14 protein-coding genes are annotated in these 14,895 nt (G+C 60.2%); 11 read left to right on the plus strand and 3 right to left on the minus strand.

The window, feature by feature from the left end; genetic code table 11:
• Positions 1 to 27 precede the first annotated feature (27 nt).
• Positions 28 to 672, minus strand: a complete 645-nt coding sequence (gene yihA, locus AB4N47_RS22715) for a ribosome biogenesis GTP-binding protein YihA/YsxC (protein WP_039757139.1) — start codon at positions 670 to 672, stop codon at positions 28 to 30.
• A 191-nt stretch (positions 673 to 863) separates the two neighbouring features.
• Here yihA and AB4N47_RS22720 point away from each other — a divergent pair, with 191 nt between their 5' ends.
• The 7 genes from AB4N47_RS22720 to AB4N47_RS22750 all read left to right on the plus strand — a co-directional run bounded on the left by AB4N47_RS22720 (position 864) and on the right by AB4N47_RS22750 (position 8,130).
• Positions 864 to 1,169 carry a c-type cytochrome gene (locus AB4N47_RS22720; protein WP_460154352.1) on the plus strand — a complete coding sequence of 102 codons (306 nt, stop codon included), beginning with the start codon at positions 864 to 866 and terminating at the stop codon, positions 1,167 to 1,169.
• 30 nt (positions 1,170 to 1,199) lie between these two features.
• Entirely contained in the window at positions 1,200 to 1,811 is a 612-nt protein-coding gene (locus AB4N47_RS22725; protein ID WP_016772348.1) for a c-type cytochrome, read from the plus strand.
• Between the two features lie 199 nt (positions 1,812 to 2,010).
• The gene (locus AB4N47_RS22730) at positions 2,011 to 2,652 is read left to right on the plus strand and encodes a thiol:disulfide interchange protein DsbA/DsbL (protein ID WP_016772349.1); all 642 of its coding nucleotides are present in this window, start codon (positions 2,011 to 2,013) and stop codon (positions 2,650 to 2,652) included.
• 14 nt (positions 2,653 to 2,666) lie between these two features.
• Positions 2,667 to 3,545 (plus strand): endonuclease/exonuclease/phosphatase family protein, encoded by an 879-nt coding sequence (locus AB4N47_RS22735; protein ID WP_133335424.1) that lies wholly within the window; start codon positions 2,667 to 2,669, stop codon positions 3,543 to 3,545.
• Entirely contained in the window at positions 3,542 to 5,557 is a 2,016-nt protein-coding gene (locus AB4N47_RS22740; RefSeq protein WP_341638265.1) for a GGDEF domain-containing protein, read from the plus strand. Before AB4N47_RS22735 ends, AB4N47_RS22740 begins: the two co-directional genes overlap by 4 nt.
• Before the next feature lie 101 nt (positions 5,558 to 5,658).
• Entirely contained in the window at positions 5,659 to 6,441 is a 783-nt protein-coding gene (locus AB4N47_RS22745; RefSeq protein ID WP_341638264.1) for an N-acetylmuramoyl-L-alanine amidase, read from the plus strand.
• Between the two features lie 75 nt (positions 6,442 to 6,516).
• The gene (locus tag AB4N47_RS22750; RefSeq protein WP_076564816.1) at positions 6,517 to 8,130 is read left to right on the plus strand and encodes an EAL domain-containing protein; all 1,614 of its coding nucleotides are present in this window, start codon (positions 6,517 to 6,519) and stop codon (positions 8,128 to 8,130) included.
• On the opposite strand, the gene AB4N47_RS22755 is transcribed toward AB4N47_RS22750, so the two are convergent.
• Entirely contained in the window at positions 8,127 to 9,917 is a 1,791-nt protein-coding gene (locus AB4N47_RS22755) for an ATP-binding protein (RefSeq protein WP_122748201.1), read from the minus strand. The genes AB4N47_RS22750 and AB4N47_RS22755 overlap by 4 nt on opposite strands.
• 10 nt (positions 9,918 to 9,927) lie before the next feature.
• On the minus strand, positions 9,928 to 11,274 hold the full coding sequence (gene algB / locus AB4N47_RS22760) for a sigma-54-dependent response regulator transcription factor AlgB (protein WP_024014980.1): 1,347 nt from the start codon (positions 11,272 to 11,274) through the stop codon (positions 9,928 to 9,930).
• A gap of 428 nt (positions 11,275 to 11,702) precedes the next feature.
• On the opposite strand from algB, the gene AB4N47_RS22765 reads away from it, so the two are divergent.
• From AB4N47_RS22765 to gltP, 4 genes are all read left to right on the plus strand, one after another.
• Positions 11,703 to 11,987 carry a hypothetical protein gene (locus tag AB4N47_RS22765; protein WP_024014979.1) on the plus strand — a complete coding sequence of 95 codons (285 nt, stop codon included), beginning with the start codon at positions 11,703 to 11,705 and terminating at the stop codon, positions 11,985 to 11,987.
• 74 nt (positions 11,988 to 12,061) lie between these two features.
• Positions 12,062 to 12,226, plus strand: a complete 165-nt coding sequence (locus AB4N47_RS22770) for a DUF1328 domain-containing protein (protein WP_003177151.1) — start codon at positions 12,062 to 12,064, stop codon at positions 12,224 to 12,226.
• A 2-nt stretch (positions 12,227 to 12,228) separates the two neighbouring features.
• Positions 12,229 to 12,693 (plus strand): inhibitor of vertebrate lysozyme family protein, encoded by a 465-nt coding sequence (locus AB4N47_RS22775; protein ID WP_016772356.1) that lies wholly within the window; start codon positions 12,229 to 12,231, stop codon positions 12,691 to 12,693.
• A gap of 715 nt (positions 12,694 to 13,408) precedes the next feature.
• A complete protein-coding gene (gene gltP / locus AB4N47_RS22780; protein WP_024014978.1) occupies positions 13,409 to 14,740 on the plus strand; it encodes a glutamate/aspartate:proton symporter GltP in 1,332 nt (443 codons plus the stop codon).
• Positions 14,741 to 14,895: the final 155 nt, after the last annotated feature.

The raw sequence follows: 14,895 nt of genomic DNA on the forward strand, positions 1-14,895 counted from the left end.
TACAGCCAATTTTTCCCCATTCTGAATTTACTCGGCAGCGGCCTCGGCGCCTTTGTCTGCCAGTTCCATCCAGTCGGCCAACACAGTGTAGGCCTCTTCCAGGCCCATGCGTTTTGGTGCGGAGAACAACTGGATGGTGATCGAGTCGCCCCAGCCTTTGCGGATTTCCGACTGTACTTTCAGCAGGGTGTTCTTGGCTGCGCCGTAGGTGAGCTTGTCGGCCTTGGTCAGCAGGATGTGCATCGGCATGCCGGCGGCGACGGCCCAGTCGAGCATCAGCAGGTCGAAGTCGGTCATCGGATGGCGGATGTCCATCATCAGAATCAGACCTTTCAAACTCTCCCGACCACCGAGGTAAGCCTCGAGGTGGCGCTGCCAGTGTTGCTTGAGCGGGATCGGTACTTTTGCATAACCGTAGCCCGGCAGGTCGACCAGACGGCGATCATCGTCTAGCTTGAAGAAGTTCAACAGCTGTGTGCGACCCGGAGTTTTCGAGGTGCGCGCCAGGCTGGCGTGAGTCAGGGTGTTCAGCGCGCTGGATTTGCCAGCGTTGGAACGACCGGCAAACGCCACTTCGAAGCCTTCGTCGTCTGGGCATTGATCGACTTTGGCGGCACTGAGCATGAACGTGGACTGTTGGCACAGGCCGAGGATGGGATTCTTGAGTTGCATGGGATTTCCGATGTGGGCGGCGCCGGGATTGGGCGCGGAACGCGGTGTCGCTTCCGTTTCAGTGACGCCAGTATATAATGCCGCAGATTTTGTGTGTGCTTTGTCCCAGCGAAGGATGAAGTTCACGAGAGCGACAGACTTTGATTGCGCATTAGAACGCAGAACGCTCTCAACCCTGAAAAGGTCGTTTTATGACGAAATGGCTGCTGGCTGCCGGAGTCTTGATGCCGCTTTACAGCGCACAGGCTACACAGGATCCGGAAGCTGTGTACAACCGTGTTTGTGGTGCCTGTCATTCCGGCCAACTACCCATGGCGCCCGCAGGAGGCGATCAGGAAGCTTGGACGCCGAGGTTGGCGAAAGGTATGGGGACGCTGGTGCAACACGTGACCCAGGGTTTCAAGGCGATGCCGCCGCGTGGTTTGTGCATGGACTGCAGTGCCGAGGATTACCAGGCCATCATCCTTTGGATGAGCGAGAGTAAGCCCGGTCCATAACTTAACCCTTAGCCGTAGTTGGATTAGCTGATGAACAAATTGATCGTGAGTCTGCTGTTGACCGTGGGAATTTCAGGTGTCGCCCATGCTGCCGGCGATGCCGCAGCAGGCCAGGCCAAAGCTGCCGTGTGCGGAGCCTGCCATGGCCCGGACGGCAACAGCATGGCGCCAAACTTTCCGAAACTGGCAGGTCAAGGTGAACGCTACCTCGACAAGCAATTGCACGACATCAAGTCGGGCAAGCGCGTGGTGCTGGAAATGACCGGGCTGCTGACCAACCTGAATGACCAGGATCTGGCCGACATCGCTGCGTACTTCGCCAGCCAGAAAGGCAGCGTCGGCGCCGCCGATCCGAAGATCGTCGCTCGCGGTGAAGCGCTGTTCCGTGGCGGCAATCTGGAAAAAGGTCTGCCAGCCTGCACCGGCTGCCACTCGCCGAACGGCTCCGGCAATGCCGCCGCAGGCTTCCCACACTTGGGTGGCCAGCACGCTCAATACATCGCCAAGCAACTGACCGATTTCCGCAAGGAAGACGGCGGTCGCGCCAACGACGGCGACGCAATGACCATGCGCACCATCGCACGCAAGCTGAGCGACGAAGACATCGCTGCGGTTTCCAGCTACATCCAGGGCCTGCACTGAGGCCCTGATTCGAGTGTTGCACGAGGCGCGTAACGCCGGTCACGTTAACGCTCGATTAATCCTTCGCAGCAAGTATAAAAAGGGTGGCTTTGGCCGCCCTTTTTTGTGGCCGCTGCCGTTACACTACAGCACTCATGCCCGCCAGGATCTGTGTCGAAACAGGTCGAGCGAGGCGACCCAAATTGTTCAGGAGTAAAGCATGCGTAATCTGATCATCAGCGCCGCCCTCGTCGCTGCCAGCCTGTTCGGCGTCACCGCCCAGGCCGCTGAAGCCCCTGCCGCCCCTTACGTCGAACTGGCCAACCCGGTGCCGGTGGCAAAGCCTGGCAAAATCGAAGTGGTCGAGCTGTTCTGGTACGGCTGCCCGCATTGCTACGCTTTTGAGCCAGTGATCAATCCATGGGTTGAAAAACTGCCGTCCGACGTCAACTTCGTGCGCATTCCCGCCATGTTCGGCGGCCCATGGGACGCTCACGGCCAGATGTTCCTGACTCTGGAAGCCATGGGTGTCGAGCACCAGGTGCACAACGCCGTGTTCAACGCGATCCAGAAAGAACACAAGAAGCTCACCGACAAGAACGACATGGCTGACTTCCTCGCCACTCAAGGCGTGGACAAGGACAAGTTCCTCGCCACTTTCGACTCGTTCGCTATCAAAGGCCAGATCGTCAAGGCCCGTGAGCTGGCGAAGAAGTACGAAATCACTGGCGTGCCAACCATGATCGTCAATGGTAAATACCGCTTCGACATCGGCTCTGCCGGTGGTGCCGAGCAAGCCCTGAAACTGGCTGACGATCTGGTCGCCAAAGAGCGAGCGGCTAACAAGGCTGCTGCCAACTAAGCGCGGCATTCGCCATGCGCCGCTGGAAGTCCGAACGCATCGTTGGCCTGCATGATCCGCGGGTCAACGAGCATCATCTGGCGTCTACGGGCCTGCCCGCAGACCAGCGTCTGCGCTTGCTCAGTTTCAACATTCAGGTCGGCATCAGCACCGAGCGCTATCGGCATTACCTGACCCGCAGCTGGCAGCATCTGCTGCCCCACACCGGGCGTTCCGGCAATCTGCAGAAGATCGGTGACCTGCTCGGCGACTTCGATCTGGTCGCGCTGCAGGAAGCCGATGGCGGCAGCCTGCGCTCGGGCTACGTCAATCAGGTCGAACATCTGGCCCACCTCGGCGCCTTTCCCTACTGGTATCAACAACTCAATCGCAACCTCGGTCGACTGGCCCAGCACAGCAACGGCGTGCTCAGTCGCCTGAAGCCGTGGGCGATCGAGGATCACCCGCTGCCCGGCCCGAAAGGTCGCGGCGCGATCCTGCTGCGCTTCGGCGAAGGTCCGGAAGCGCTGGTGGTGGTGATGATGCACCTGGCCCTCGGCGCGCGGACGCGCAGCCTGCAACTGGCCTACATTCGTGATTTGATCAGCGGTTACAAGCATCAGGTGCTGATGGGCGACATGAATACCCATGCCAGCGATCTGCTCGAACACTCGCCGTTACGCGATCTCGGCCTGCTGGCCCCGCAGGTGGAAGCGACCTTCCCCAGCTGGCGCCCACAGCGTTGCCTTGATCATATTCTGCTCAGCCCGACCCTGACCCTGGAAAAGGTCGAGGTGCTGGCCCAGCCCATTTCCGATCACCTGCCGGTCGCGGTGGAAATTCGTCTGCCGGGTTCGCTCACGGCCGACGCATTGCCCGCGTTGAGCCCTGCCCCTCGCGGAACCTGTGAATGAGCGACGACGCCCAGCGCTGGAAAGAGAAGTACCTCAAGAGCATCGAACAGCAGGACAAGCTCGAACGCCGCTGGGCCGCGCGGCTCGACCTGCTGCGGCGCGGTCTGGTGCGCAGCACGCTGGCGGCCGAGGGCACCGACAAGGTCGTCGATCAGTGCATGAAGGAAATGCGCGAAGTCGTGCGTACCGATGACATGGACGCCGGCCTCGCCGCCCTGCTGCCGCGTCTGGAAAAAGCCGTGCTCGACTCCGAGCAGCGCCGTGAAACGCGCATTGATCAGGTCAGCACGGCGCTGACAGCGCTGGTCACCCAGTTGCAGGCCCTGCCATTGCCGCGCGAAGTCGCGCAACCGCTGAAGAAATTTGCCAAACAACTGGACAGCCGCGTCGGTCAGGCACGGGAAATGCCGCTGCTGTTGAGCGAACTCAGTGGCTTGCAGGGCAAGGCCTTGAGTCAGTTGGAAACGCCAGCCGAGCCTGGCCGGCCGGGGCTGTTGCAGCGTTTGTTTGGCAGCCGTGACGGTGAGGAAGCCGCTGCACCGGCGGCCGACATACCAGCAACACCAGTGCCGCAGCCGGTCGAAGCCCGGCAACCTGAACCGGAGCCTGCGCAATCGGCACCGGTGGCCAACGCGGAGCCAGCAATTGCAGCGCCCGAGACCGTCATCGAGGCGCCCGCCCAGACGCCGCCTGATGAGCCGCAAGTCGTTGCGTTCGCTGCGCCTGTGGTCGTCGTTGAAGCCGAGCCAGTGCAGGTTGAACCAGCCCCTGACACCGAGATGACCGTCGCTGCGCCAGCAACCGAGGCGTTCAACCCCGATGAACTGATCCACCCCGGCGATCCGTCGCCGCTGATTCTCGATAGCCTGCCCTTGCCCGAGCCGATCGCTCAGGCCTTGGCCGCCATCGACCCGGAGCAGTCAGAGCACGACATCCTCTTCGCTCTGCCGGATTCCCCGGAGCCGTCCTACAGCTCCGTAGCCAGACATATCGAAGACACGCTGATCGGCCTGCTCGACGACCTGACCCTGCCCGAGCGCCACCGGCCACAAGCCGAAGCCATGCGCGAACGGCTCAAACACGGGCTGAACTGGTACGAACTGTTGCCGATCCTCGACGATCTCGCAACTTTGATGCTGGCGATTACCGACAGTGGTCAGCACGAATTCGAAGCCTATCTGCAACAACTCAACGAACGCCTCGAAGCGTTTCAGAGCAACCTGCAAGCGGCCAGCGAGGGGCATGCCGACAACAGCTCGGCGGCGCGGGCCATGGACACGCAGATTCGCGAGCAGGTCGACGGCTTGCAGAGCAGCGTCCAGCAAGCGGCGGACCTCGACGACCTCAAGCATGTGCTGGAGAATCATCTGGAAGGCCTGCTGGGAACGATGGACCAGCACCAGAAGCAGCGCGACGCCCGCGAACAGGAAGTCGCCGCCAGGTTGAAGAGCCTGTCGGAGCGCGTGGCGCATATGGAGCAGGAAGCCATGGGCTTCCGTGAACACCTTGAAGAGCAGCGGCAGAAAGCCCTGATCGATCCGTTGACCGGCCTGCCCAACCGCGCGGCGTGGAGTGAACGCCTGGAGCATGAAATCCAGCAATGGCAGCAGCACGGCAACACCCTTAGCCTGGCCATGCTTGACCTTGATCACTTCAAGCGGATCAACGACAGCTACGGCCATCTGGCCGGCGACAAAGTGCTGAAGATCATCGCCACGGTATTGCGCAAACGCCTGCGCGGCTCGGATTTCATCGCCCGTTTTGGTGGTGAAGAGTTCTTGCTGTTGCTGCCCGCGACGCCGCCAGCGGTGGGCGCGAAACTGCTGGAAACCCTGCGCGCGGCGATCGAAGCCTGCCCGTTTCACTTCAAGGGCGAGCGAGTGACCATCACCATATCGATGGGGCTGGCCTCGTTCAGGGTGGGAGAACACAGCGATCTGGTGCTGAAAAGAGCCGATCAGGCGCTGTACCGAGCAAAAAACGCCGGGCGCAACCGAGTCGAGCTCGGCTAAGGCAATTGTTCCATTTTGTTTAAATCCGCCCGCTGGCGGACTCTGAGCAAATCCGTACGTTACACTGTTGCATTATCGTTTTCAGCGTATCGTCCTCTGCCATGAAATTCCTTGCCCTTGTTGCCTCGCTGCTCGTCCTCGCTGGTTGTGCCAGCGGCCCGCGTTACGACACCAGCCACCCTTCGGCCAATTACGACAGCCGCATCCAGTTTGTTGTGGTGCATTACACCTCGGCGTCGCTGGAGCGTTCGCTGCAATTGCTGACCCATGGCGACGTCAGCAGCCATTACCTGATCGGCGATGACAAGAGCGGCACGATTTACAAGCTCATGGACGAAACCCAGCGCGCCTGGCACGCCGGCGAAAGTCAGTGGCAGGGCCGTACCTGGCTGAACTCCAGTTCCATCGGCATCGAGATCGTCAATCCCGGCTACAAGGACACCCCGACCGGGCGCCTGTGGTATCCGTACAGCGAAGCGCAGATCCAGTCGTTGATCACCCTGCTCAAGGACATCAGCAAACGCAACGGCATCAGCCCGCGGCACATCATCGGTCACAGCGACATCGCGCCGTTGCGCAAGCTTGATCCGGGGCCACTGTTCCCCTGGAAACGTCTCGCCGCCGAAGGCCTTGGCCTGTGGCCGAACGAGCAAGCGGTGGCGCGTCAGCAGGCTATTTTTAACAGCAACCCGTTGCCGGAGATCGGCTGGTTCCAGGCGCAACTCGCGCGGTTGGGTTACGACACGCCGCAAACCGGCGAGCTGGATGTAGCCACGCGCCACGTCCTGGCCGCATTCCAGATGCATTACCGCCCTGCCCGCTTCGACGGCACGCCGGATGCACAAACCGCAGCACTTCTGCTGGTGCTCAACCAGACAAAATAATGACGCCCGCCCGACGGTCAGGGCGAAATCGCAATCAGCAGCTATAACTCATGGTAATTCTTCGGAAAATCCCTGATGGCTGCGACCCGAGAGACGCTGCGTAGCTGGTTTTATCGTCCTGTTTTTTTGGCGATGATCGCGGCTGTCCTCAGCGCCAGCCTGCTGATTGCCGGCGGTATGTTCGCGGCGATGCGCCAGATGGAAATGCGCGAGAGCCAGGAAATGAACGCCCAAGGCGAGCGTTTCCTCGCGCGCCTCGAACAATTGTTCGGCCAGTTGCGCGAAAGTCTCGACGACCTTGAAGCCCAGCCCTTGCGCGGCTGCGACGAAGAAATGATCGCGACCCTGCAACAAGTCACCTTCAACTACCGCTTCGTCTACGAAGCCGCGTACATGGACGCCTCGCGGTTCTGCTCCAACCGTCCGCGCCAGGAAGGTCTGTCGTTGGTGCGCGCGCCGGACATTCAGGGCCCGACCTACAGCTATTGGCTGAACACCACCACCGAACCCGATGAAAACCGCGCGGCGCTGATGCTCGGTCGCGGCAACTTTCGTGTCGCTACCTCGCGCGGGCATTTGACCGACATGGTCGATCTGTCGTCCGGCAGCAGCCTGCTGGTGGTACTCGATCACGGCACTCGCGCGATTCCGGTGCTCGGCACCGCACAGACCTGGCCACCGACCGAACCCTGGCCACCGAAGAGCCCTGATGCGCTGCAAGTCACGCAAACGCGGCTGATCTATCGCATGCCCACCGACAACCCGGAATATCAATTGGTGCTGATTACGCCGCGCACGGGCATGCACGTCCCGGCTGTGTGGTGGTGGCTGTTGCCGGTGTGCCTGATCGCCGGCGCCGTCGTCGGCTTTCTGACCTTGCTATTGGTGCGTCAGCGCCAGTCGCTGGATGCCGAGCTGCACGGGGCGATCCGCCGGGGTGAGTTGCAGGTGCTGTATCAGCCGATCTTCGATCTCGACAGCCGCAACTGCGTCGGCGCCGAAGCGCTGCTGCGCTGGCGGCGCCCGGACGGCACGCTGACCAGCCCCGACCTGTTCATTCCCATGGCGGAGAACACCGGGCAGATCCGGCAGATGACCGACTTCGTCTTGCAGCGTCTGCTCGAACAGCTGGGGCAGCTACTGCGCGCCAATCCGCAGCTGTATATCTCGGTGAACCTCGCGGCCTGCGATGTCATGGTGCCGCGCATCGGCCAGGTCATGGCGCGGCTGCTCGCGCTGCACCGTGTCGCCGCGCGGCAGATAGCCTTCGAAGTCACCGAGCGGGGCCTGATTGATGTGGTGGTGGCGCGGGAAAACCTGCAAGCCTTGCGCGACGTCGGCCATCAGGTGCTGATCGATGATTTCGGCACCGGCTATTGCAGCCTCGCCTATCTGCAGACCTTGCCAGTGGACTGCCTGAAGATCGATAAGGCGTTCATCGATGCGCTCGGCCATGACGCAGCGAGCAGCGGCGTCGCTCCGCACATTATTCACATGGCGCAGGCGCTGGATCTGAAAGTGATTGCCGAAGGTATCGAGCTGGAATCCCAGGCAGCGCTGCTCAGCAGTGAGGGGGTCAAGTTCGGTCAGGGCTGGCTGTTCGCCCACGCACTGAGCGCCGTGCAGTTCATTGAACTGATCACCCGTGGACGACGCCTGGCGGGACGGCGTATGGACGATGAAGCCTAAACTGCCAGCGCCATGTAGAACTGGGTGCCCTGCCCCGGCCGCGAATAAACGCCCATGCGCCCGCCGTGCAACTGGACGATTTCCTTGCACAGCGCCAGACCAAGGCCAGCGCCGCCCTTCTTGCGCCCGACCTGCACGAACGGTTCGAAGATCCGCCCCTGCTGGCCGTAGGCAATGCCCTCGCCATTGTCTTCGACGCTGATGATGACCCGCTCGCCATGCCGGCGCGCTTGCAGCCGGATCTGCCCGTCGCGGGCGGTGTGGCGTAAGGCGTTGTCGATCAAGTTGTCGAGGACGCGATCAAGTTGCGCCTGATCAGCCTGCAACCTCGGCAGCGGGCCTTGAATCTCGACGTTCAGCGCAACACCTTTGGCCGCAGCCACGTCGGCAAAGCGCAGCTGCGCCTGCTCCAGCAGGTCCTCAATGGAACATGGCGCCAGAGTGAGTTTCTGTAGGCCGTTCTGGTAGCGCGAGAAATTCAGCAAGTCGTTGATCAACTGCATCAGGCGCTGCATTTCTTCGTTGACCGTATCCAGCAGGTCAGCTTCGCGCGATTCCGCCGGGAATTTCGTCCGCTCGCGGAACAGCCCGAAAGCCATGTGCATGCCTGTGACCGGCGTGCGCAGCTCGTGGGAAGCGCGCAAGACAAACTCACTGCGCACGCGCTCGAACGCGCGTTGCTCGGTGACGTCGTGCAGCACCATCACCGCGCCGAGAATATGCCCCTGGGTATGACTGACCGGCGTCAGGCTGTAGGTCAGCAGGCGCGATTCGCCATCGACTTCGATGCTCAGATCTTCCGGCGCACGCTCCAGCGTGCCGCCGCGCAGGACCAATTGCAGTTGCGCATCCAGCTCCGGACGGCCGAGTGCAGTTCCCAGGCCTTGGCCGAGGCGGTCGTCTTCCCAGCCCAACTGGCGCTGAGCCACGGGGTTGAGGTGTTCGAGCTGGCCCTGGCGATCAATCATCAACAAACCGTCGTCGATACTGTCGAGCACCGCTTGCAAACGCTGCTGACCGGCCAACAGTTCGTCGACATTCATCGCCTGGTGTTCGCGCAGCGCCTCGGCCATCAGGCCGAAGCGTCGCGACAACAGGTTGACTTCCATGGCCGTGGAAATCGGCAGGGTCACGTCATAGTTGCCCTGGCCGATATTGTCGGCAGCCTTGGCCAGCGCTTCGATCGGTGCGCCGAAACGTCGGGCGATGCCCTGGGCGGTGACGAAACCGATGATCAGCACCGCCAGTCCGACCAGGCCAAGCAGCCCGGCAATCAGCAACGCGCGTTCACGGGCAGCGTGCTGGACCGCGTTGATGGTTTCCAGCGCATGTTTGTGCTCAGCGATCAAACCGTTACGGAGAATATTGAAGCGCTCGCGGAAATCCGCGCTGGTGCTCGCGTTCTTCGCCGCTTCGGCGGTCACGTCGAATGAGGCGAGGAAGTTCAGGTAGTCGGCCTTGGCTTGGCGGAAACCGTAAGGCTGGTCATCGCCCTCCGGCTGCTGGGCGATGCCTTGGTCGAGCAACTCGAAGTAGTGCTGTTTGGACGCTTCGAACGCAACGGGATCGGGTTTTTCGGCGAGCATGATGATCAATTGATCACCGAGGGTCTGGCGCAGCTTGAGGCCCAGATCCAGGGTGACGAAGTTGCTGCGCACCAGCGCTTCCTGTGACCCGGCCATCTGCATCACGCTGACCAGCCCGAGCAAGAGCCCGAGCAAGGCCACGGTGATCAACGCAGAAATGCTCAGGAACAGGCGCGTGCGCAGCTTGATCGCCAGTTTCATCGCGCAGTGCTCACAGGTTGTACTGCTTGCGTTTGCGATACAGGGTCGAGGCGTCGATGCCGAGGGTTTTCGCCGCTTGGTCCAGAGTGCCGGCGGTGGCCAGCACCGCGCCGATGTGCGCTTTCTCCAGCTCGTCCAGGCTCAGTGCCGCGCCGACCCGTGGCGCATTGTTGGCCGGCTGTTCGGCCATGCCCAGGTGGCTGATTTCCACGCGTTCCTGCGGGCAGATGATGCTCGCTCGCTCGACGACGTTGCGCAGTTCGCGAATATTGCCCGGCCAGCGATAACCGAGCAGCGCTTCGCGCGCCTCATCGCTGAAGCCGCGCGCCGGACGCGCGTACTCTTTGACGAAACGTGCGAGGAAGCGATCGGCAAGGGTCAGGATGTCTTCGGCGCGCTCGCGCAACGGCGGCAGATGCAGGGTGATGACGTTGAGACGATAGAGCAGGTCTTCGCGGAAACGGCCGTCGCGGACCATGTCTTCGAGGTTGAGGTTGGTGGCGGCAAGGATGCGCACATCGGCGCGGCGAGTGACCGGATCGCCGACCCGCTCGTATTCCTTGTCCTGGATGAAGCGCAGCAACTTGGGTTGCAAAGTCAGCGGAAAGTCGCCGATCTCGTCGAGAAACAGCGTGCCGCCGTCCGCCTGGTTGACTCGACCCAGCGTGCTTTCGCTGGCGCCGGTAAACGCGCCACGGCTATGGCCAAACAGCTCGCTTTCCATCAGCTCGGCAGTCAGCGACGGGCAGTTGATAGTGACGCAGGATTTCTTCTCGCGCTTGCTCCAGCCGTGGATCGCACGGGCCAGTTCACCTTTACCCGTGCCGGACTCGCCAAGGATAAGAATGTTGGCGTCGGTGCTTGCGACCTGCCGGGCCGTTTCCAGCACGACTTTCATCGCCGGGCTGTGGGAATCGAGACCGTCTTTCGGTTTGCGGATCTCGCCTTCCAGCGCTTCAAGGCGCGCGGAGAGCTGGCGCACTTCCAGTTGCTTGGCGGTGGCCAGGCGCAGTTGATCAGGGCTGCACGGCTTGACCAGATAATCGGCGGCGCCAGCCTGAATGGCATCAACCGCGGTGTCGACCGCCGAGTGGGCGGTGACGATCACTACGCGCATCCACGGCGCCTGAATGCGCATCTGCGCGAGGACGTCGAGACCGTTGTCCTCGCCCAGGCGCAAATCAAGGAAGCACAGATCGAAGACCTGACGTTGCAGCAAAGCATCGGCCTGGGCTGCGCTATTGGCGGTGGCTACCGTATAGCCTTCGTCTTCGAGGCAATAACGAAACGTACGCAGGATGGCGGATTCATCGTCCACCAGCAGAATGCGGCCTTGTTGCTCAGTGGCAGATTCCATTTTTCCTACGCTCCATAGTGATTAGTCTTGGGTTAGTCCCGGAAAAATCGGGCAAGTTGCATGGTTGATTCTGAACGATACCAGCCATAGGAGGGTAGCTCTCTACTGCCATAACGGCCAATTCATTGATTTCGTTGGGTTTTAAAACATTCTGCGTTTTGCAGGGCAGATCCTGCGTCCTCTTCTGACATCTGCGTACCGGTAGCAATTCCATATCATCGAAATTTCCCACGAAATAATCGTGCATTGCGCACGACCGCAGAAGAGCCATCGTGCAGGATGCGTCTTAGGAAATTTCTCAACCACGTATAACTCATTGTTTTAATTGGTTTTTTCACAGATGAAAAAACTGGCATGCAGGCTGCAATACCTCACTCAGCCCGGGCAGAACAGCACTGCCCCAACAGAACAAGCGTGAGGAACACAGGATGACTCGCCCAATCGCCGCCCAAGTACGTATTTCGCCACTGCAGATCCAGCAAGGTCTGTTCGGTGTACTGGCGTTGCTGATCACCCTGATCGTCTGCCAGCAGTACATGAGCTGGGAAAACAGCCGTAAGCCCGAGCCACTGATTTCGATGCAGCACAGCACTCAAACGCACTTCAGTGCCGTGAGCAGCAGCCAGGCCGAGAACGCTTCGATGCACATGATCGATGTCGACCAGGCGCAACCGCTGGATCAATTGCCACGGGAAGAGCGCTGGGTTTTCTAAGCCTTTGAACACATTCGGGCGCGTAGCGTCGGAAACCGGAAACACCCCTAAATAGAGAAGTAAGGAGAATCACCATGTTGAGCTGGGCAATTACATTCTTGATCATTGCCATCATCGCCGCCGTTCTGGGCTTCGGTGGTATCGCGGGCACCGCCACGGGTATCGCCAAGATTCTCTTTGTCGTGTTCCTGGTGATGTTCATCGCTTCCTTCTTCTTTGGCCGTCGCGGCCGAGGTTAACGATGATCGGTCTCAAGACATTGGCCGCCGCCCTGCTTCTGGGCGGCAGTGCCATGGCCATGGCGGCCAATGACGGCCAGACCCGGGTCAACGAACTGCTCGCCTCCGACGCGCAGTATCGTGAAACCTGGGAAGGCGTGATCAAAAAGGAAGAGCGCGTACCGGAATGGGTGATCAACCTGTCCGGCACCTCCGAACAACAGATGCATGCCGTTACGGAAGATGGCGATCAGTATCTGGTCGGTCCGCTATGCGAGAGTCAGGACAAGTGTCTGAATCACCGTTTGATCGTGGCCTTCAGCTTCGACAAGGATGACGCCTACGCCATGCTGGTCGATGTGCCGGAAGGTCTGCCGCAGGACAAATCGCCGACGCGACACGCGACTTATCGCTTCTTCGGCAAACCTGATCAGGGCATGCAGGATCTGCTGATGGAAACCCTGAAGAAAGATCCGAAGTGGTACTGACGCAGGACGCGCAACGGTTTCGAACACGAAAGCAGCGCCCCGCTGCTTTCCATTGCACCGCCCGATGAGGGTCGGTGCATGACCAGGGGGCCGGGACGTTCTGACTGATACAGGGTCGGAGTGACCTACGGGTACAGGGAGTACCTGCGCAAGGGCCGGGTCAGGGTGAAAGCTGCGCCGCAGGTTCGTCGACCCGGTGGTCTGACGAATCTGCGCTGGGCTTTGAATCAGCTAAAACATTGATCCAGCACGGCAAATTCCTTTTTTCAATCGACGACACTGCGAGGAAAACATTTCGCGGTGTTTCCTGGCGACCGTATATCGACAAAGATCGCGCTCGTTCCGTGTGACTTCTAGTCTTGCGATTCAGACTTTTTCCGGAAATTTCCGCCGGTTTTGCCTGTGCAAAATTTAACCAGCCTACGCTGTAACGGCCGGTTCACGGCACTTATGCTGGCACAAATGTCACAATCGAACCGCTTGGGACGCCAGTTTCAAATGAAAAAGCTCATGCCGATTAGGCATAGGGTAGGCGTTTACGGCATTAGACGGCGCCACCTTGCATCGGAATAGTTGCGCCTTTTTTCGCCTGCCGAAGAGCCGTAAACACGCGCTTCGGGGCACCTTATACGGAGGCAGATGCACAGACTTTTCCGCTGATGAGCGTTCCAGTTCCTGCATGTGCCTGAGTCAAACGCAAGTAAGGGTAAAGATAATGAAGAAGGCAAAAATCAGCCTCGCCTGGCAGATCCTCATCGGTCTGATTCTGGGGATTGCAATTGGTGCGTTGCTCAACCACTTCAGTGCCGAAAAGGCCTGGTGGATCAGCAACGTCCTGCAACCGGCAGGCGATATCTTTATCCGTCTGATCAAGATGATCGTGATCCCGATCGTCATTTCCTCGCTGATCGTCGGCATCGCTGGCGTCGGCGACGCCAAGAAACTCGGGCGTATCGGCCTGAAGACAATCATCTATTTCGAGATCGTCACCACCATCGCCATCGTTGTCGGTCTGGTGCTGGCCAACGTGTTCCATCCGGGCACCGGCATCGACATGAGCACCCTGGGCACGGTCGACATTTCGAAGTACCAGGCGACCGCCGCCGAAGTGCAGCATGAACATGCATTCATCGAAACCATCCTCAACCTGATCCCGTCGAACATCTTCGCGGCCATGGCTCGCGGCGAAATGCTGCCGATCATCTTCTTCTCCGTGCTGTTCGGTCTCGGCCTGTCGAGCCTGCAGTCGGACCTGCGCGAGCCGCTGGTGAAGATGTTCCAGGGCGTTTCGGAAAGCATGTTCAAGGTCACCCACATGATCATGAACTACGCCCCGATCGGCGTGTTCGCACTGATCGCAGTGACCGTGGCCAACTTCGGCTTCGCCTCGCTGCTGCCGCTGGCGAAACTGGTGATCTTGGTTTACGTCGCCATCGCCTTCTTCGCCTTCGTCGTGCTGGGCCTGATCGCCAAGCTGTTCGGCTTCTCGGTGCTCAAGCTGATGCGCATCTTCAAGGATGAGCTGGTGCTGGCCTACTCCACCGCCTCCTCGGAAACCGTGCTGCCACGTGTCATCGAGAAAATGGAAGCCTACGGCGCGCCGAAAGCCATCTGCAGCTTCGTGGTACCAACCGGTTACTCGTTCAACCTCGACGGCTCGACCCTGTACCAGTCGATCGCGGCGATCTTCATTGCCCAGCTGTATGGCATCGACCTGTCGATCAGCCAGCAACTGCTGCTGGTGTTGACGCTGATGGTCACCTCCAAAGGTATCGCCGGCGTACCGGGCGTGTCTTTCGTGGTGCTGCTGGCCACTTTGGGCAGCGTTGGCATCCCGCTGGAAGGTCTGGCGTTCATCGCCGGTGTCGACCGCATCATGGACATGGCGCGTACCGCACTGAACGTGATCGGTAACGCCCTGGCGGTGCTGGTGATCGCGCGCTGGGAAGGCATGTACGACGACGCCAAGGGCGAGCGCTACTGGAACTCCCTGCCGCACTGGCGCAGCAAGGAAAAACTGCCGGCTGGCGAAATTTCCAAGAACTGATGCAAAACCTGTGGGAGCGAGCCTGCTCGCGAAGACGGTGTATCAATCTACAGAGATGTTGAATGTGCCGGCCTCTTCGCGAGCAGGCTCGCTCCCACAGTGATTGATGCAAGCCCCACCAACAAACCCCGGAGCAATCCGGGGTTTGTCGTTTC

Source organism: Pseudomonas sp. S3_G06, assembly GCF_054667565.1.